Origin of the sequence: Achromobacter sp. (assembly GCF_032113835.1) — a bacterium.
Lineage (GTDB): Bacteria > Pseudomonadota > Gammaproteobacteria > Burkholderiales > Burkholderiaceae_B > Achromobacter.
This window is the reverse complement of sequence record NZ_DAMCTG010000009.1, coordinates 21,707-39,013: the sequence shown is the minus strand read 5'-3', so window position 1 is coordinate 39,013 and position 17,307 is coordinate 21,707. Positions and strand designations below refer to the sequence as shown.

At 60.8% G+C, this 17,307-nt stretch carries 14 protein-coding genes; 9 read left to right on the top strand and 5 right to left on the bottom strand.

Annotated features, from left to right (window positions below; genetic code table 11):
* Nucleotides 1-179: 179 nt before the first annotated feature.
* Genes RT697_RS05760 through RT697_RS05745 form a run of 4 tightly spaced genes read right to left on the bottom strand, consistent with a single transcriptional unit; the run spans nucleotide 180 to nucleotide 5,244 of the window.
* Nucleotides 180-1,829 carry a dynamin family protein gene (locus RT697_RS05760; protein WP_313697387.1) on the bottom strand — a complete coding sequence of 550 codons (1,650 nt, stop codon included), beginning with the start codon at nucleotides 1,827-1,829 and terminating at the stop codon, nucleotides 180-182.
* 60 nt (nucleotides 1,830-1,889) lie between these two features.
* Nucleotides 1,890-3,770, bottom strand: coding sequence for a dynamin family protein (locus tag RT697_RS05755; protein WP_313697386.1), 1,881 nt, complete (start codon nucleotides 3,768-3,770; stop codon nucleotides 1,890-1,892).
* The gene (locus RT697_RS05750; protein ID WP_313697385.1) at nucleotides 3,767-4,309 is read right to left on the bottom strand and encodes a hypothetical protein; all 543 of its coding nucleotides are present in this window, start codon (nucleotides 4,307-4,309) and stop codon (nucleotides 3,767-3,769) included. The genes RT697_RS05755 and RT697_RS05750 overlap by 4 nt, the downstream gene beginning before the upstream one ends.
* Before the next feature lie 56 nt (nucleotides 4,310-4,365).
* Entirely contained in the window at nucleotides 4,366-5,244 is an 879-nt protein-coding gene (locus RT697_RS05745; RefSeq protein ID WP_313697384.1) for a GTPase, read from the bottom strand.
* A gap of 406 nt (nucleotides 5,245-5,650) precedes the next feature.
* Here RT697_RS05745 and RT697_RS05740 point away from each other — a divergent pair, with 406 nt between their 5' ends.
* Nucleotides 5,651-6,004 carry a LysR substrate-binding domain-containing protein gene (locus RT697_RS05740; protein ID WP_313697383.1) on the top strand — a complete coding sequence of 118 codons (354 nt, stop codon included), beginning with the start codon at nucleotides 5,651-5,653 and terminating at the stop codon, nucleotides 6,002-6,004.
* A 173-nt stretch (nucleotides 6,005-6,177) separates the two neighbouring features.
* Here RT697_RS05740 and RT697_RS05735 read toward each other — a convergent pair whose 3' ends face one another.
* Nucleotides 6,178-7,077, bottom strand: a complete 900-nt coding sequence (locus RT697_RS05735) for a LysR family transcriptional regulator (RefSeq protein ID WP_313697382.1) — start codon at nucleotides 7,075-7,077, stop codon at nucleotides 6,178-6,180.
* 214 nt (nucleotides 7,078-7,291) lie between these two features.
* On the opposite strand from RT697_RS05735, the gene RT697_RS05730 reads away from it, so the two are divergent.
* The 8 genes from RT697_RS05730 to RT697_RS05695 all read left to right on the top strand — a co-directional run bounded on the left by RT697_RS05730 (nucleotide 7,292) and on the right by RT697_RS05695 (nucleotide 17,207).
* Entirely contained in the window at nucleotides 7,292-7,966 is a 675-nt protein-coding gene (locus RT697_RS05730; protein ID WP_313697381.1) for an RraA family protein, read from the top strand.
* The gene (locus RT697_RS05725; RefSeq protein ID WP_313697380.1) at nucleotides 7,963-9,180 is read left to right on the top strand and encodes an aminotransferase class I/II-fold pyridoxal phosphate-dependent enzyme; all 1,218 of its coding nucleotides are present in this window, start codon (nucleotides 7,963-7,965) and stop codon (nucleotides 9,178-9,180) included. Before RT697_RS05730 ends, RT697_RS05725 begins: the two co-directional genes overlap by 4 nt.
* Nucleotides 9,181-9,224: 44 nt before the next feature.
* Nucleotides 9,225-10,052, top strand: a complete 828-nt coding sequence (locus RT697_RS05720) for an ABC transporter substrate-binding protein (protein WP_312430110.1) — start codon at nucleotides 9,225-9,227, stop codon at nucleotides 10,050-10,052.
* 28 nt (nucleotides 10,053-10,080) lie between these two features.
* Nucleotides 10,081-10,782, top strand: coding sequence for an amino acid ABC transporter permease (locus tag RT697_RS05715; protein ID WP_313697379.1), 702 nt, complete (start codon nucleotides 10,081-10,083; stop codon nucleotides 10,780-10,782).
* Between the two features lie 2 nt (nucleotides 10,783-10,784).
* A complete protein-coding gene (locus tag RT697_RS05710) occupies nucleotides 10,785-11,501 on the top strand; it encodes an amino acid ABC transporter permease (protein WP_313697378.1) in 717 nt (238 codons plus the stop codon).
* Nucleotides 11,498-12,223, top strand: coding sequence for an amino acid ABC transporter ATP-binding protein (locus RT697_RS05705; protein WP_313697377.1), 726 nt, complete (start codon nucleotides 11,498-11,500; stop codon nucleotides 12,221-12,223). The genes RT697_RS05710 and RT697_RS05705 overlap by 4 nt, the downstream gene beginning before the upstream one ends.
* 493 nt (nucleotides 12,224-12,716) lie before the next feature.
* Nucleotides 12,717-14,405: an aspartate-alanine antiporter gene (aspT, locus tag RT697_RS05700; RefSeq protein WP_313697376.1), complete on the top strand. Its 1,689-nt coding sequence runs from the start codon at nucleotides 12,717-12,719 to the stop codon at nucleotides 14,403-14,405.
* A gap of 60 nt (nucleotides 14,406-14,465) precedes the next feature.
* The gene (locus tag RT697_RS05695) at nucleotides 14,466-17,207 is read left to right on the top strand and encodes a decarboxylase (protein ID WP_313697375.1); all 2,742 of its coding nucleotides are present in this window, start codon (nucleotides 14,466-14,468) and stop codon (nucleotides 17,205-17,207) included.
* Nucleotides 17,208-17,307: the final 100 nt, after the last annotated feature.

Genomic DNA, 17,307 nt, shown 5'->3' with positions numbered 1-17,307 from the left:
GCTCTGTTCATGGATTCATCACACCGGCACGCACGGGCGTCCGGCACTGCGCTGACAATGTGTCCGCCCGACGCCCTTTCTGGCAGCTTGCCGAAGTGGGACGTCGACGCGAATCCGTCTGCGTAAACCCCGATGACCGCGCCTTGCTATAGGGGGATCGGGGCGAATGGCGCTATCGATCAATAGTTGAGCTTTCGCGTCCAAGTTGCCAAACGTTCCTGCATCGCTTGCTGGGCTTCGTTCCGCGATTGCAGTTCAATCGCTCGTTGGTCCAACGCTTCCAGGATGGGAGTCAGGGCGCCTTTAGAGATTTCGTTGATCTTCACTTCGTATTCGGTGACCGCGTCGCTGAAGGACTGGCGAACACTTGCCATCACCTGTTCGACAAACTTGCGGTGCCGCTCGCGGTGCTCTGCTTCCTCCTGGCTGGCTTGATACAGCTCCCAGGCTCCCTGGCCGATCGCCAGGAGGGGGCCGACCGCCCGACCGGCCGTGCTCGCCCATTTCCCCATGGTCTTGGGGCCAATTCCCTTAAACAGGCTGGGGAACCAGCCCTTGCCTTGTTTCAGCAGTTCCTTGATGCCCGCCTCTGTCCATTTTTCGGTATTAATCGACTTGAAAGCATCGAACCAAGCCGAACTCGATGCTTCACCGGATTTGCTGGATTCGCCGTCATATGAAAATCCGGAAGCACGCATCTCCACATCGTCGAACCCCATGCTGCCCTTGGTGACCAACTGGGACAGCAACTTGGCCGCGTCGTGGACCACGATATCGGTGCTCTCAAACTCGATTTGCAGTTGCCTTTCAATCCCTTGCCGGATCCGCGCCTGCGAGTGCTCCAAGTGTTCAATGAGGCGTTGCTTCACCTGTTCGGCATCGTTCATTTCGAAACGGGCCAAAGCGTTTTGGGTCTCTTGCACTTCACGCGCGACGAGTCTTCGCACTGCATCAACAAGCGCGAGTTCGAGGCGCGTACGCTCCTGCTCGACCCTGTTGCGGCATTCGGTCAGCGCGATACTGCCGCTGTCACCGGATTGCTTCGCCAGTCGCTCGATGGCTTCGTTGACCAGTTTGCGCGCCCGCTCGCTGTCCGAGCGCAGCATCTTCTCCGTGGCCGTACTGAAGAATCTCCGCAATACATCCTCAGCGTCCTGGATACCTGTTCGCGCCAACAGCGTCGGCTTGTTCTCCAGTCGTGCCTTGAGTGCGGTCTGTGCCTTGACGTGAATTACATTGATATGCTCGGCTGGGTCTTCCATGCCCAACTTAGCTGCCGCCAACTGCATATTCTGATAGACCGTCGTCCGGATCCGCACGAATTCGGTTCCGTTGAGATCCAGGCCCGACTTGTCGTTGATGACGATAAGTACCGCCTTCTTGTCCTTGACGAATGAACACAGGCGTTCCCACGTTGACGCTTCCTCGACCGCTCCACCTGTCGAAATCACGAAGATGATGGCGTTGCACCGATGTTGCAGGAAATCGTCCGTGATCATTTCATGATCGATCGGTGCATCGATGCCTGGTGAGTCAAAGAGTAGATGGCCATGCCAGTCGTAAGGATTGATGCGTGCGGTTAACGGTACGTCTCCCGTGGGCGCAACTTCCTCGCCCATCAACGCATTGATGAACGTTGATTTGCCCGCGTTGTAATGACCGAACACCAGCGTTTGGAGTTGTCCCTCCCTTGCGTCTTTGGACAACTTTTCTGCGGTCTGCGCTACTCGCGCCAACGCGTTGGCGTCCCCCTCAAAAACGGAGTCCAGGACGGGACGGATCTCAGAGAAGTCATCGAGCAAGCGAACTAGCGGGTTTTCGGTCTTCATAATGGTAATGTCTTGGAATAACTAAGGGCAGCCGACGTCACGGTGTCGCCCGATTGAATATCAGGCGTTGGTTAGTTGCGCGTCCAATTCGGACAACAACGCTTCGGTTCTTGCGGTCACCTGATTCACCTCCCGGTTCAGGCCGGAAAGCCACGCTTCCAACTCGGAATAGCAACTCAACTGCAAGTTGGTGAGCGTGGTTTCGCTTTCGCGTCTGAATTTTTCGCTTAACACCGCGCGAGCTTTTGCACCCACCTCATTCGCGTTGTTGCCAATGACCATTTCGGCAATCTCGGTGTCATCCAACGTGGCGCCAATCTTTTTGCCTGCGAACCCGCCCAGGGCGGAGGATAAGACCGCCGCTCCAGCAGCTAGCAGTACGCCACCCGGTACGGCCAGCGCTGCCAGTGCGGACAGCGCGCCGCCCAATGCGGCGCCTCGCTTTGCGTTCACGGTCGAGCGACGCGGGATTGATTTTTTGACGTCCTCGAAGTCGGGAAGTAGGTCAATAGCGGAATCCATCGCGCGCGTCAGACGTTCGCCGAGGGAATTTGCATATGCATCCGCTATGGAATCCCGGGCCTCGCCCAACCAGCGTGAATACGCCTGCGCCAGCGCGGTCTTGAATGCCCGGCTGTCTTTGGCGCTTGCGTGCTGTTCGATCAAAGCATCGATGGCCGGAGCGATGCGCAGTGCAATCCCTTGGATTCGTTGACGCGCATCGGTTTCAGCCTTGCTCTTCGTCGTGGCGATGGACGCAGTCAGTCCGTTGAGGGCGGACTGAATCTTTGGCAAATGCGCAGTCCGCATAACATTCAAGAAATGACGTAGATTTTTGAGCGGGCGGACCAGCTTGTCGCGTACGCCTGCGCTCTGGGCAAGCATCGCTACGTCGTACAACATGGCTCCCATGCCGCTGGACTGCATGCCGACGCTATCAGGGTGCTCTTCGGCGTAGACGACCGAAACCGAATGCACTTTTGCGCGCTGCAAGGTCTTGTCCATGACTCCGGTTGACTTGCTTTGGACATCGCAGTGCTGCTTTCGCAATGAGTCGCGGACATAATGGATCTGTTGTTCGCGAACGGTCTGCGTCTTCATTGCCAGCTCTTTGAGCGGGTCGCCATTCTCGTCTTCATCCTCAATCCACTGGTCGCTACCAGTGATCAAGACCGCCAGATTGTGCTCTTTGCTCCCCAACGTCTTCAGCTCTTCCAGATCGCTGCGCTTACAAGGCGCCATGGAATTTGTGAGGTAGAGGATCAGGTCAGCAGCGTCCACATACTTCTGCGCTAATTCGCCATTTTCCGCATGCTTGGAATGCAGACCAGGAGAATCAACCCAGGTTAGTCCGGGTAACTGAAAGCCCTGAATTGCGCTGGTCGTCTCACCTTCTCCAACCTTAAAGGCACCCGCTCGACGAATGGATTCGGCGCTCACCTTTTCCGTGAGTTCGCGGCCTTCCTGCACAAAAAACACGGGCGCGCCAGCCTCACCGGCCGCCATCGGTACAGGTTTGGTGCATCCCCGGGCAATGTAGTTGCCGAGCGAAGACTTGCCGGCCTTGACCTTGCCATATACGAAAACCAACAGCGAATCTTCAATCTGCTTTTTGAAGGTCGCGTGTGTCTCGAGTTTGTCGATGGTCTCATCCCACGCTACAAACACGTCCTTGATCCGATCAACTGCGCCATGGAGGTGCTGACGCAATGGGTGGTCGTCGTCAAGTCTGCTGGACTCAAACGGGTTGATGCCTGCGAGGTCGCGGCAGGTGTTCAAACCGGAAAAGAAGGAGTGTTCGGTCTGAGAGGCTTTCTGTTGATTCTCCTCAAACCGGCCCGCGAGGTTTCGAAACACCTGCAGAAATTCATCGCGGGTCATTGCGCGCTTTTCGTCGTCGGCAGCAAGGTCGGGTCTGCGCGTCATGGGGTTGTTTTTCATAGCGCCTCGGCAAGGGTTCTAAGTGCGTCGCGCTGTTTGCGCATTTTCGCGATGGTCTTACGCTCTTGCAGGTATTCCTGCGTGTAAGTCAACTCATCGGTTAAGGGTTTCAGCGCGTCGAATCCCTTTTTGCTCGGCCGGGCTCCGCTCAAGTCACGCAAGTTGCGCATGGAGAGGACGTCCTCGTCAGTCGAGGAACCTGTGGTGGAGCCCGACACTCCCGTGGGCATAGGCCAGCTCGCTGCAGGATTTAGTGTGCGTGCGGGTTCGTCTGTTACTTGCGCTGCAGGTGTTTTTGCGCGACCCGTCAGGAGAACTGCGTGCTTCTCAAGCAGGAACGTTACCGCCGTCTCGGTATCGGCCAGCAGTCGTCTACTGGCTTCAGTTCGCAGTTCTTTTTTTCGTTGCGACTGGGCCGACTTTGCCTGCTCGTCAACCGAAGGAGAGCTAGGCGAAGAATCGCTATCGGAAGTTACTGCGTCGTAAATCAGTTTTCCGAGGCCTGCCACGAGACCTCCGGCAAAAAGCAAGGGCAACATAAAACTTTCCTTTTGGGAAGATCCTGAGGAGAGGAAGGCGCTGAGCAGGTGCCTTGTCAGGCTAGGGAATCAATGCGCGCCAACGCGCCCTTGATTGTTTGAAGCAGACCTCGCATATCCTCTTCCAACGAACGCAGGCGCGATTGGCGCTTCTCCATTGCGTCATGGATGTCGCTGTCCACTTGCTCGGCGAGCGCAAGAATTTGCGCCGCCAAGGCTTCTCTCTGACTATTTAGGCGATCGGTGCGGAGACGCTCCCACTGGACCTGCGCGGGAGGACTGCTGATTACGTCAATCCATTGCTTTAGCGGCGGGATCCCGCTGCGAGTGGTCAGCCCCTGCTTGCCTTCACGCATCCCTTTTACGTATCGAGTTACCGACACGGAAAAAGTCTGTTCAGGCTCGAAACCGGCCGCCTTGATAAACGTGTCGCGGATGGTGGCGGTGTTGCGAATCACATCTTCGTCGCTGCTGACGTCGTCGATCTGGCTGATAACGAGTACCAGCCGTGAATCGATGTCATCCACCTCATCTTTCAGACGCTTAAGGAAATCAAGCTCGGATTGCTCAAACTCGACGGCGCGAAGGCGGTGGACATACAGGAAGTAATCGCTGCGAAGAATGCCTTGCCAGGCGGTTTCATCATCTTCCGAGGAACCGTCGACGCCGGGCATGTCGACGAACGTCAGCTGATTGAATTTCAGCTCGGAAACTTCCGTGGTAACTCGCACGTCCCCGGTCCTGAAAGCCTCCGTTTCGGCGTCGAAACGGTCCACCAACGTATTCAATAATGAACTTTTTCCTGCGTTGTAGACACCGCACGCTGCCACTTTCAGGCCCGATTCGTTCAACGTTTGTCTACTTGATTGATATGCCAGATACGCTTCTGAGAGGGCGGGCTGATCAGTCAGGCAAGAGGGAATCTCAAAGTCCATGGCGATTCGTCATCAAACTACTAGGGGAGTCAGCATTACTATTTGAATAGTATTGAAACAATACCACACGTTTGTGAAATTACGACGTTTCGTAGGCGAAGCGGTCTGAGAGTACATGTCAGCCTCCTTGAGATGCGAATCGGGTGCGTGAATCACAGCTGCCAAGGGAGACTAGTCTCCACTCGGGACAAATCCTGTCCTGAGTTATTAATTCGTTCTGTCGTCAGATTCTCCCGGCTGCGTCCGGCTAGCGGCGGCTTCTTGAAGGTCTTTTTTTGCTAATAACGGACGCGCAGGACAATATCTTTAATATTTAATCCAGCGAGTTATTCCCGTCGTCGCGCTGAGGAATATTCCCAACGCCGGTGTGACGTTGGGATGCGAAGCACCGACATGGCGGGCGTCGGTGCTGATCGCGCAGTTCCAGCTTGCCGATCGCTTGCCCACGCTGGCGCGGCAGTTCCCGGAGCTGCGCATCCAGTTGCACGTCACCGACCGCTTTGTCGATCTGGTTCGGGAGGGCTTCGACGTCGCGGTCCGAAGGCACTACGCAGCGCTTACTGACTCCGATCTCGTGCGGCGGCGCATGCGTGACGAGCCGATCACACTGGTGTCCGCGCCGTCCAACATCGCGCAGGCCGCGCCGAAACCGGTGTTTTATGCCGACGAATCCGTGTCGTTATTCCCGGCGGCGGAAATGGGGCTTGACATTGTCTGTCTGCCTAAAGTGTTTTCCGCGCAGGCCGTCGGGGACGGCTAGTGCAGGTGCTGCCAGGATGGACTGCCGGCCGCGTCTCCACGACCATCCTGACGCCGCACAAACACGGGCGGCTTCCCGCAGTGCGGGCGGTGATCGATTGTTTGATGCAGGACGATGCTGCCTGTGCGATGACGGGGCGACCGCGAAATATGTTCTGAACTTCGTTTCGCGCGTCAACGCAAACGCCACCCCGTTGAAAATTCGCAGCAACTCTCCGCCAATTCCGCCACGCTCTCGCAAAACGCCACGTCCGCGTCCCTGCGGAACATTGCGCTGTACACCGACTGCGGCGGCGCGACGCTGGTTCGGGCGATGACGAGTTGCCGCGTGCTCACCATGTCCGCGAAATAATCGCGTGGCAGGCAGCTCACGCCAAACCCGGCGGCGGTCAATCCGGCCATCGCGATGAGGCTGTTGATGGTGAAGATGTTGCTCGCCGCCGTGTGCGGGCGCAGCCAGCCGTCGTAGATCATGTTCAGCCCGGACTCGCGGCTCTGCCGCAGCAGCGGCAACTTGGCAATGTCGGCCGGGGTGTAGATGTGGCTGGCGTCGATCAGGTCGGGGCTGCCCATCCAGGCAAATTCAAGGCGCTGCAGCGCGACGACCTGCAGATTCGGTTCGGCGAACTCGCCGTGTAGAAATGCCATGTCCAGTTGCCCGGCCTGCAGACGCTTGAGCAGGTCGGCGCCCAGATCGATATGCGGTTCCAGCGTGATGCGCGGATAGTGCGCGCGCAGCAGCCGGATCAGGGCGGGCAGCCAGGTCATCGCGGTGATCTCCGTGATGCCGAACCGGAAGGTGCCCGTCAGCGTGTGCTGCCCCTTCAAGCGCGCCAGCAGACGGTCGCGGTGGCCCAGCATCTGTTCGGCCAGGGCATAGATCTCATGCCCCCGGGCCGTCAGCTCGGCCCGGTGGCCCGACCGGTCAAAAAGGGCGATGTCGAAGTCGGCTTCCAGTTCCTGGATGCGCTTGGTGATGGCCGATTGCGTCGTGTGCAGCTTCTGCGCCGACGCAGAAAATGTCCCCAGCCGGACCGTCCAATAAAGCGCTTCGATCTGTTTGAAAGTCAGCATGCGCGTGCCCGGCAGATCTTGAGGTTCATTCCGAAAGTTCCGATAGGGGGTAACCCCTATATTCTGAAAAGTGATGAAGTTCGCTGAAATTTAATCCCTTTTTCGGAATCGCAAAAGCTCGCACCATTCGGTCTGATTCATTACCGGCCGCCCCGTTTTGCCAGCGACAGCGCGAGAAACGGAGCGTCCTTCGACTCAGGACAAGCAGACCGACATGGCTTCCATCTCCACCGGCGCGCGCATCTTGCCCGCCTCTCCCGTTGCGCCCGCCTCCGTACTGCAAGCGCTGGCAGGCATCGTCACCCCGCACCTCAGCGACAACCTCGCGCGCCGCGAGGGCATCACCGGACTGCGCCGCTACAACGGAAGCGGCAAATTGGTCGGCACCGCGCTGACGGTCAAGACCCGGCCCGGCGACAACCTGCTGATCTACAAGGCCATGATGCAGATCCAGCAGGGTCACGTGCTGGTGGTGGATGCCGGCGGCGATCTGTCCAATGCCGTGCTTGGCGAAATCATGAAGCGCTATCTTCAGATCCATGGCTGCGCGGGCGTTGTCGTGGACGGCGCCATCCGCGACGTTGCGGCCTTCGAAGCCGACAGCTTCCCCTGCTATGCGCGCGGCCATATCCACCGCGGCCCCTACAAGGACGGCCCCGGCGAGGTCAACGTGCCGGTGTCGATCGGCGGGCAGGTCATCAACCCGGGCGACATTCTTGTGGGCGACGAAGACGGACTGGTCAGCTTCGCGGCGTCGGAAGCCGAGGCCCTGATCGCCGCGGCCCGTGCGCATGCCGACAAGGAAGCGCGCATCATGGCGGAAATCGCCACGGGCGAGAAAAGCCAGAGCTGGATGCAGGCCGCGTTTGCCGCGAAGGGGCTCGCATGAACGCCGTCACCGCAGATTTCCTGGCCGAACGCACCCGCGCCATCAAACCGTCGCCCAGCATGATGGCCAAGAGCCGGGTCGACCAACTGCGCGCCCAGGGCCGCGACATCGTCGACTTCACGGTCGGCGAACCCGACCTGCCCACGCCGGGGCATATCGTCCAGGCAGGCATCGACACGCTCAACAGCGGCGACATCCGCTATACGTCGTCCGTCGGCGCCAAGCCGCTGCTCGAAGCGGTGCGCGCCAAATTCCAGCATGAGAACGGGTTGGAATATGGCACGGACGAACTCATCGTCGGCGTGGGCGCCAAGCAGCTGATCTTCACCGCGCTGGCCGCCACCGTGCAGGCAGGCGACGAGGTCATCATCCCGGCGCCGTACTGGGTCTCGTACCCCGACATGGTGCTGGTCAATGACGGCACGCCGGTCGTGGTGGTCTGCCCCGAGTCGGACGGCTTCAAACTGACCCCGGACGCCTTGGAACGCGCCATCACGCCGCGCACGAAGTGGGTCCTGCTGAACACGCCCAGCAATCCCACTGGCGCGATGTACGGCGCGGACGAGTTGCGTGCGTTGGCAGCCGTGCTGGCACGCTATCCGCACGTCTGGTTGCTGACTGACGAGATCTACGAGCATCTGGCTTATGGCGAAGCGCGGCATCAGTCCCCCGCTGCGGTGGCGCCCGAACTGGCTGCGCGCACGCTGACCATCAATGGCGTGTCGAAGGCCTACGCGATGACGGGCTGGCGCCTGGGTTACGCCGGCGGTCCCAAGGCGCTGATCAAGGCCATGGCCACGCTGATCTCGCAAAGCACCAGTTGCGTAAGCGCGATCAGCCAGTCGGCCGCGCGCGTCGCACTGACTGCCGATCAGCAGTGCGTGCGGGACGCCAATGCGCTGTTCCACGCCCGGCGCGACCGCATCGTGTCGTTGCTGAACGAGGTGCCCGGCATTCGTTGCCCGGTCCCGGAAGGCGCGTTCTACGTGTATCCGTCGGTCGAAGGGCTGCTGGGCAGAACCACGCCGGCCGGCCAAAAGCTGGGCAGCGACCTCGACGTCGTGATGTATCTGCTGGACGAGGCGGGCGTGGCTTGTCTGGACGGCGCGGCCTATGGCCTGTCGCCGTATCTGCGGCTGAGCTTCGCGACCTCAATGGAAAACATCGAAGAGGGCTGCCGCCGCATTCGCGAAGCATGCGCGCGCCTGGCCTGAAGCCGTTTTTTGCAGCACCCATACCTACATACCAAGGGAATTCCATGAAGACGTTCATCTCCTCTTTCGTCGCCATCGTTGGCCTGGCCGCAACGCTGGCCCCCGCGGCCAATGCCGACACGCTGCAGGACATCAAGGCGCGCGGCAAGTTCATCTGCGGCACCATGGGCACGGCCGAGCCGTTCAGCTTCCAGGACCCGAAGACCCGCGGCATCGTCGGCTATGAAGTCGACGTGTGCCAGGCGCTGGCCGACAGCCTGGGCGTGCCGCTCGAGCTCAAGCTGATCGCCGTCGAGGCGCGCATCCCCGAACTGATCGCCGGCCGCGTCGACGTGGTGGCCGCCAACCTGGGCTGGACGCCCGAGCGCGCCAAGCAGATCGATTATTCGCACCAGCATTTCGTCAGCCCGCAAAAAATACTGTCGCGCGAATCGGACAAGGATCTGAAGGCGCCCGCCGACCTTGCCGGCAAGCGCGTCAGCGCCGTGCGCGGTTCGTCGTCGGAGCAGGGCGCGCGCAAGAACATCCCGAACGTCGATCCGGTCACGTTCAAGGATCCCAGCGGCGCGTTCCTGGCGTTGCAGCAGGGCAAGGTCAGCGGCTTCGTCGGTTCGGAACTGATGCTGGTCAAGCTGCAGCACCAGGCCGCCTCGAGCGCCGTGCCGGTCAAGATCCTGGAGCCTGCGCTGTTCATCGAACCGTGGGGCGTCGGCGTGCGCAAGGGCGACACTGCGATGCTGAATCAGGTGAACAAGGTGCTGGACGGCATGGAAGCGTCCGGACAGGCCACCAAGACCTTTGACAAGTGGTTTGGCGCCGGCACCCAGTTCAACATCAAGCGCGACTTCCGCATCGAAGAAATCAAGGGTTGATGCGCTGCGCGCGCTGGAGCCTGGTTCGATGCATTACATCTTCGACTTCAGCGCCATTTTCCAGGGCGAGTATCCGGACTGGCTGCTCAGGGGGTTGATCACCACCCTGGCGCTGGCCGGGCTTTCCTGGATTCTGGCGTTCTTCGTGGGCAGCCTGCTGGCGGTGATCCGCCTGACGGGCTCGCCTGTCGCCAATGGATTGATCGCGACGTATGTCGCGTTCCACCGCAATGTGCCCATGTTGGTGCACATCATGTTCTGGTACTTCGGCGTGCCCGCGCTGCTGCCGGCCCCTGTCACCGACTGGCTCAACAGTCATGGCAGCGAATTCATCCTTTCCTGCATTGCGATCGGGCTGGTGATGTCTGCCTACGTCTGCGAAGACCTGCGCAGCGCGGTGCGCGGCATTCCGCCCGGGCAGGTCGAGGCGGCCCGCGCGCTAGGCTTGAGCTTCCTGAAGACAATGCGCAAGGTGGTGCTTCCGCAGGCCTTCCGCATTGCAATCCCGCCGTTGCTGAACCAGACCTTGCTGCTGCTCAAGAACACCAGCCTGGCGATGGCCATCGGCGTCACCGAGCTGACGGCGGCCGGGCGAGAGATCGAGAACAACACGTTCCGCACGTTCGAGGCCTATGCGGTGGTGACGGTGATCTATCTCGTGCTGTCCTTCCTGATCATGGGCGGCGGCGCGATGCTGCAACGACGCTATCGTCCGTTGGGAGTGCGCTGACCATGTGGGACATTCTCAAAGACAATTGGCTGCTGCTCCTGATCGGCCAATATCCGCACGGTCCGATCGGCGGCCTGGCCGCGACCCTGGGTCTGGCTGCCGTCAGCCTCGCCCTGGCGCTGCCCTGCGGCGTGCTGCTGGCGCTGGGCCGCATCAGCCCGTACCGCATCTTCTATTGGCCCTCGTCGGCCGTGGTCTACCTGGTGCGCGGCCTGCCGCTGCTGATGTTCATCTTCTGGGCATACTTCTTCGTGCCCATCATCATCGGCCGTCCCGTCGCGGGCACGACCACGATGGTGGTGGCGCTGGTCTGCTACGAAAGCGCCTATCTGGCCGAGATCATCCGCGCCGGCATCCAGGCGTTGCCGCCCGGGCAGCAGGAAGCCAGCCGCGCGTTGGGCCTGTCGTACATGCAGACCATGCGGCGCGTCATCCTGCCGCAGGCGCTCTACAACATGCTGCCCAGCATGCTGAGCCAGTTCGTGTCCACGGTGAAGGAAACCTCGCTGGCCTATGTGATCAGTGTCCAGGAGCTGACGTACGCAGCCAACCAGATCAACAGCGTATTGCTGACCAAGCCGTTCGAAGTCTTCGGGCTGCTTGCGCTGACTTATTTCGTCCTGAATTTTGGCCTGAGTTCCCTGGTGCACCTGACCGAACGCCGCATAGGCCGACGGCGCGCCGGACTTGCGCCTGCCCAGAAAGTGGTGCCCACATGATCCGATTTTCCGAAGTGCAGAAGTGGTATGGCGAGTATCAGGCGCTGGCCGATGTGACGGCGCAGGTCGACCGGGGTGAGGTGGTCGTGGTGTGCGGGCCTTCCGGCTCGGGCAAGTCCACGCTCATCCGCACCGTCAACCGGCTGGAACCCATCCAGAAGGGCGTCATTGAAGTCGACGGCAAGGACATCTACGGCAAGGACGTTCACCTGGACGCGCTGCGCAGCCATATCGGCTTTGTGTTCCAGCAGTTCAATCTCTTTCCGCATCTGTCCGTGATGGAAAACCTGATGCTGGCGCCGCTGCAGCTCAAGCGCGCCCGCCGCCCCGAAGCGCGCGAGCGCGCCATGCAACTGTTGGAACGGGTGGGGCTTGCCCACAAGGCGGATGCCTTTCCCGCGCAATTGTCGGGCGGTCAGCAGCAGCGCGTGGCCATTGCCCGAGCCCTGGCAATGAGTCCGCCCGTTATGCTGTTCGACGAGCCGACCAGCGCGCTGGACCCGGAAATGGTCGGCGAAGTGCTCCAGGTCATGAAGGGGCTGGCTAAGGACGGCATGACCATGGTGTGCGTCACACACGAGATGGGTTTTGCCCGGGAAGTCGCGGATCGCGTGTGGTTCATGGACGCCGGGCGGATTGTGGAAACCGGAACGCCGGATGCCTTCTTCAACCGGCCGCAGACGGCCCGCGCGCAGAAGTTTCTGGCGGAGATCCGGCATTGAAACCGGGGCTGCCGCGCGGCAGCCCTACTATCGCGCGACCGCCAGCCGCAAGGCGACTGGCAACCCGCCATGGCGCCATACGTCACTGTAAAAACGATGGTGCTGTTTTCTTTTCGGCGCAGTATATTCATCCGCAGAAGCAGCATTTTTGGGACCATTAAGACCACCGCCCGCAACGGGTGGATTTCGCATCAAGCATGGTGCGCTACAGCTGGCGCCTGACCAGAACAAGTCCCATGTGACAAATCGCATTTCGGCGCTTGCCGCTCTCTCGAGCCGCGCAAGAGTCTTCATTGACCGTTGTCTTATGCATCGGAGGCCGCAATGAATGTTCGCGATACGTCTCATCCAGCCAGCCTTTCCCCGTTCGAATCAGTTTCGCGCTTCGCGCTGCGGCCGCGAAACACGCTGCTCGCCCACGTCTATTCGGACTAGCACCCGCCGCACTGCATGACACGGAGCTTTCCATCTTTGGATCGGCAAGGAGAGAGTCATGGACTGGTTTGTTGCTACGCTGAAGGCCTATCCTGAAATCGCCATCTTTCTGGCGCTTGGTATCGGTTACTGGATAGGCGGTAAGAGCTTCAAGGGCTTCAGCCTTGGGGCGGTGACCTCGACCCTGCTGGTCGCGATCGTCATCGGCATTCTCGGGGTCAAGATATCCCCCAACGTGAAGTCGGTCTTCTTCCTGATGTTCCTGTTTGCCGTGGGCTACGGCGTGGGTCCACAGTTCGTGCGTGGCATCGCGAAGGATGGGCTGCCGCAGGCGATCTTCGCCGTGATCATGGCCTTGCTCTCGTTAGGGGCTGCAGTCGTCGCGGCGATGCTCGCGGGCTACGACCTGGGTTCCGCGGCCGGGCTGTTTGCGGGCTCGCAGACCATTTCCGCCTCCATGGGCCTGGCGACCGATGCGATCAACCGGCTGGGCCGCACGCCGGAGGAAACGCAGGCGTTGCTGGACGCCATGCCGATCGCGTACGCGGTCACGTACATCTTCGGCACCGTGGGATCGGCGATCATCCTGGCGCAGATCGGCCCGAAATTGCTTGGCATCGACCTGGTGGCGGCATGCAAGGCCTATGAGCAGAAGCTGGGCGCGGGGCAAGGCGCGGCGGATGCTACCCATTGGTACGAGTTCGAAGTGCGCGCCTACGCCATCGCTGAGAACAGCCCCTTCATCGGCAAGACGGTCGGTGAGGTTGAAGCGGGCACGCAGGCCGGCTTCCGGGCCTTTGTCGAGCGGATACGGCGGGGCGGCAAGATCATCGAGGTGGACCAGGCGACCGTCATCGAAGCCGGCGACATCGTCGCGGTAGGCGGCAAGCGCGACCAGATGATCGCCCGGTTAGGCCCGAGCGGCCGGGAGGTCGAGGACGCCGAACTGCTGGACATCAAGACCGAGGGTGTCGATATCTACGTCTCGAACAAGAGCGTGGACGGCAAGCGGCTGGAGGAACTGGCGCACTGGCCCGGCGCGCGCGGCGTGTTTCTGAAGAAGATCCGGCGCGGGCCGACCGAGACGGTGATCCCCATCCTGCCGAAGACGGAACTGTTCCGCGGCGACGTGATCACCGTGGTCGGGCGGACCCAGGACATCAATGCCGCGGCCAAGAATCTGGGCTACGTCGACCGGCCCACGACTGTGACGGACGTCGCCTTCGTGTCGTTGGCGATCACCATCGGCGCGCTGATCGGCGCGATCGTGATCAACGTCAGCGGTATCCCGCTCACGATTTCGACAGCGGGTGGCGCGTTGATCGCCGGCATCGTGTTTGGCTGGTTCCGCGCCATCCATCCCACCTTTGGCCGGATTCCCGAACCCACGCTGTGGTTCATGAACTCCGTGGGTTTGAACGTGTTTATTGCGGTAGTCGGTATTTCCGCAGGGCCGGGCTTCGTCGCGGGCTTGCAGAAGCTCGGCATCAGCCTGTTCCTGTGGGGCATCTTCGCGACGACTGTGCCGCTCGTGCTGGGCATGTTCATTGCCAAGTTCGTCTTCCGCTTCGACCCGGCGTTGATTCTTGGAATTTGCGCAGGCTCGCGCACCACTACGGCCGCGTTGGGCATGGTGTGCGAAGCGGCCAAGAGCCAGGTGCCGGGACTCGGGTACACGGTGACCTACGCCGTGGGCAATACCTTGCTGACGATCTGGGGAATGGTGGTGATCATGATTCTTTCGTAGAGGCACTGCGAGCCCCGCCAGCGTGGCCAGTGGGCTTTCGCAAACCAATTGGGGACTGCCATGTCGACCGAGATACACGAAGGGCAACAACTCGACCATTTGTTCTCCATCTCCGCTGCTCGGCTGGACCGATGGCGCGACCTGAACGCCAAGGCGCAGACGTGGGCCGCCGAAGTACGCAGCGGCAAGGGGGCGGGCGGGTCCGGCGCCGTGCAGGACGCGTTGAGCGATCTGCGGCCGATGGAGAGCTACTTTGCATACCCCGGCGTGCAATTGCTGCGCACGCTGGACGACCGAATCGCCGATGGCGATGCGATGGGCGCCGCGCGGCTGGTGCTGCGCATGAGCAACGCACTGCTGTCGGGTAGCTACCGCTACGACGAAGGGGAGAGGGAGGCGGCCGAGGAGTCGGCTGGGGAGGGGCCGGACCGCACGCCACCCGGGATGGCCGGAAGCCTTGCGCGGCGGCCCTACTTTGAGGCGCTTTTCGTCAGCCCGGCGCCGCCGGCGCGCGTCGCCGCCATGTGCCGCGAAATACGCGAGCTTCGGCGTCACGACGACACATTGATCTACGAGCCCGTCATGGTGGGTAGCGTCGAGGATGCGTTGCTGGCGACCATTCTCAATGGCAAGCTCGAGGCAGTGGTCATCTACGACGGCATTCCCGTGCCGTCCAAGCACGATGCTTCGCTGCTGCGCGACTACCTGTCCGTCTATCAGCATCTGGACACCACGGTGGATTCGCCGAGAGAGATTGGCGTGAAGCTGGCCCGCCTGATTGCCAACATAAGGCCCGAGCTGGACATCTATCTGCTCACCGACCGGAAGGTGGAGCAGCTTGCCGGAGACCCCAGCGCGTCGGCCATACGCCGCGTGTTCTATGAGGTCGAGGAGCCCATGGAGGTGCACCTGAATATTCTGGAAGGGGTGAGAGACCGGCAATCCACACCACACTTCGACAACCTAAAGCAATATGCCGCCAAGCCGATCAGCACCTTCCATGCACTGCCCATCGCACGTGGCAAGTCGATCATCAAGTCGAACTGGATCCGCGATTTCGGCGAATTCTATGGCTTGAATCTGTTCCTGGCAGAAACTTCCGCCACGACAGGCGGCCTGGACAGCATGCTGGAGCCGACCGGCAACATCAAGGTCGCTCAGGAGAAGTTCGCGCGGGCAGTCGGCGCGGATCACGTATTCTTCGTCACGAACGGCACCTCGACGTCAAACAAGATGGTCTATCAGGCGGTGACCAAGCCAGGCGATATCGTCATCGTGGACCGCAATTGTCACAAATCGCACCACTACGGCATGGTGCTCTCCGGCGCGCAGCCGCTATACGTGGAAGCGTTCCCGATGACGGAGTACTCGATGTACGGGGCCGTGCCCCTACGCACCGTCAAGCAGGCGCTGTTGGACCTGAAAGCGGCGGGGCGCCTGGACAAGGCAGCCATGGTGACGCTGACCAACTGCACCTTTGACGGCCATATCTACAATACCCGCCGCGTCATGGCCGAATGCCTGGCCATCAAACCGGATCTGATCTTCCTATGGGATGAAGCCTGGTTTGGGTTTGCGCGCTGGTCTCCGTTCCTGCGCATGCGCACCGCCATGGGCGCTGCAGCAGCCTTGCACGAGTGGCGGGACGATCCCAAGGCGCAGGAAGCCTGGGAGGCGCAGTGCAGCGAACTGGGCGAAGACCTGGATCCCAAGGATCCGCGCGTGCTGGACCGGGAGCTGACGCCGAACCCGCGGACCATGCGGATACGGGTCTACGAGACGGACTCCGTGCACAAGTCCATGTCCAGTCTGCGGCAGGGGTCGATCGTGGCGGTGCGCGACGAAGACTACGAACATCATGTGTCGGCATTCCGCGAGGCGGTTTTCATTCACGCGTCCACGTCGCCCAATGCCCAGATCATTGCGTCGCTGGACGTCGCTCGCCGGCAGATGGAGCTGGAAGGCTACGAACTCGTCATGCGCGCCATTGAGGTCGCTTTGGCCATTCGGCGCGAGGTTTCCAAGCATCCGCTGATTTCCAAATACTTCAGTGTCCTGGGAGCCGACAAGATGATCCCCGAGGAGTTTCGGGCTTCGGGCTTTGTTGATTTTCTGGCTCCCGGCACGAACTGGCTGACCGCCGCCAAGGCGCTCAAGGACGATGAATTCTGTCTGGACCCCACGCGCCTCACCCTAGTGTGTGGCACGGCAGGGTATGACGGCACCGCGTTCAAGAATCTGCTGGCGTCGCGCTACAACATCCAGCTCAACAAGACCTCGCGCAATAGCGTGCTGTTGCAGAGCAATATCAACAACACCCGCAGTGACGTCGCGTCGCTTATCAAGGTGCTGCTCGAGATTTCGGAAGAGATCGAAAGGCGGTTGAGGGAATCGGGCGAAGCCGGGCGGACCGCCTTCGCGGAAAGGGTCCGGAGTCTGATGGAGGATGTGCCGGACCTGCCGAATTTCAGCCAATTCCACGATGGATACCGCGACGATCCGGGCAGCATCACGCCGGAAGGCAACGTCCGCGCGGCATTCTTTGCCGCCTACAACGAAGAGGACTGCGAGTATCTCCCGTTAGCGAGCGCGGAACTGGATAAACGCCTGGAAGCCGGGCCCGCGCTGGTGTCCGCCAATTTCGTCATTCCGTACCCGCCGGGGTTTCCCATCATGGTGCCGGGACAGATCATTGATGCCCACACCGTCGGGTTCATGCGCAAGCTCGATGTCAAGGAGATCCACGGCTACAACGCGTCGCGAGGCATAAAACTGATCAAGCCTTCCGTGATCGGGACATGAACGCCAGCGTGCCGAGCGCCGCGAACATCGTCGGCGCGGCCGGAATGCTGGAAGGCGCCGGCGCGCCACGCCTAATTGCTCGGACGAGGGATGCCGCGCT

What these genes read in the sequence shown, in the direction of transcription:
- RT697_RS05730 (WP_313697381.1), top strand. Translation starts at nt 7,292, where the DNA reads ATGGCTTCCATCTCCACCGGCGCGCGCATCTTGCCCGCCTCTCCCGTT.
- RT697_RS05750 (WP_313697385.1), bottom strand. Translation starts at nt 4,309, where the DNA reads ATGTTGCCCTTGCTTTTTGCCGGAGGTCTCGTGGCAGGCCTCGGAAAA.
- RT697_RS05755 (WP_313697386.1), bottom strand. Translation starts at nt 3,770, where the DNA reads ATGAAAAACAACCCCATGACGCGCAGACCCGACCTTGCTGCCGACGAC.
- RT697_RS05760 (WP_313697387.1), bottom strand. Translation starts at nt 1,829, where the DNA reads ATGAAGACCGAAAACCCGCTAGTTCGCTTGCTCGATGACTTCTCTGAG.
- RT697_RS05710 (WP_313697378.1), top strand. Translation starts at nt 10,785, where the DNA reads ATGTGGGACATTCTCAAAGACAATTGGCTGCTGCTCCTGATCGGCCAA.
- RT697_RS05715 (WP_313697379.1), top strand. Translation starts at nt 10,081, where the DNA reads ATGCATTACATCTTCGACTTCAGCGCCATTTTCCAGGGCGAGTATCCG.
- RT697_RS05695 (WP_313697375.1), top strand. Translation starts at nt 14,466, where the DNA reads ATGTCGACCGAGATACACGAAGGGCAACAACTCGACCATTTGTTCTCC.
- RT697_RS05735 (WP_313697382.1), bottom strand. Translation starts at nt 7,077, where the DNA reads ATGCTGACTTTCAAACAGATCGAAGCGCTTTATTGGACGGTCCGGCTG.
- RT697_RS05725 (WP_313697380.1), top strand. Translation starts at nt 7,963, where the DNA reads ATGAACGCCGTCACCGCAGATTTCCTGGCCGAACGCACCCGCGCCATC.
- RT697_RS05745 (WP_313697384.1), bottom strand. Translation starts at nt 5,244, where the DNA reads ATGGACTTTGAGATTCCCTCTTGCCTGACTGATCAGCCCGCCCTCTCA.
- RT697_RS05705 (WP_313697377.1), top strand. Translation starts at nt 11,498, where the DNA reads ATGATCCGATTTTCCGAAGTGCAGAAGTGGTATGGCGAGTATCAGGCG.
- RT697_RS05720 (WP_312430110.1), top strand. Translation starts at nt 9,225, where the DNA reads ATGAAGACGTTCATCTCCTCTTTCGTCGCCATCGTTGGCCTGGCCGCA.
- aspT (WP_313697376.1), top strand. Translation starts at nt 12,717, where the DNA reads ATGGACTGGTTTGTTGCTACGCTGAAGGCCTATCCTGAAATCGCCATC.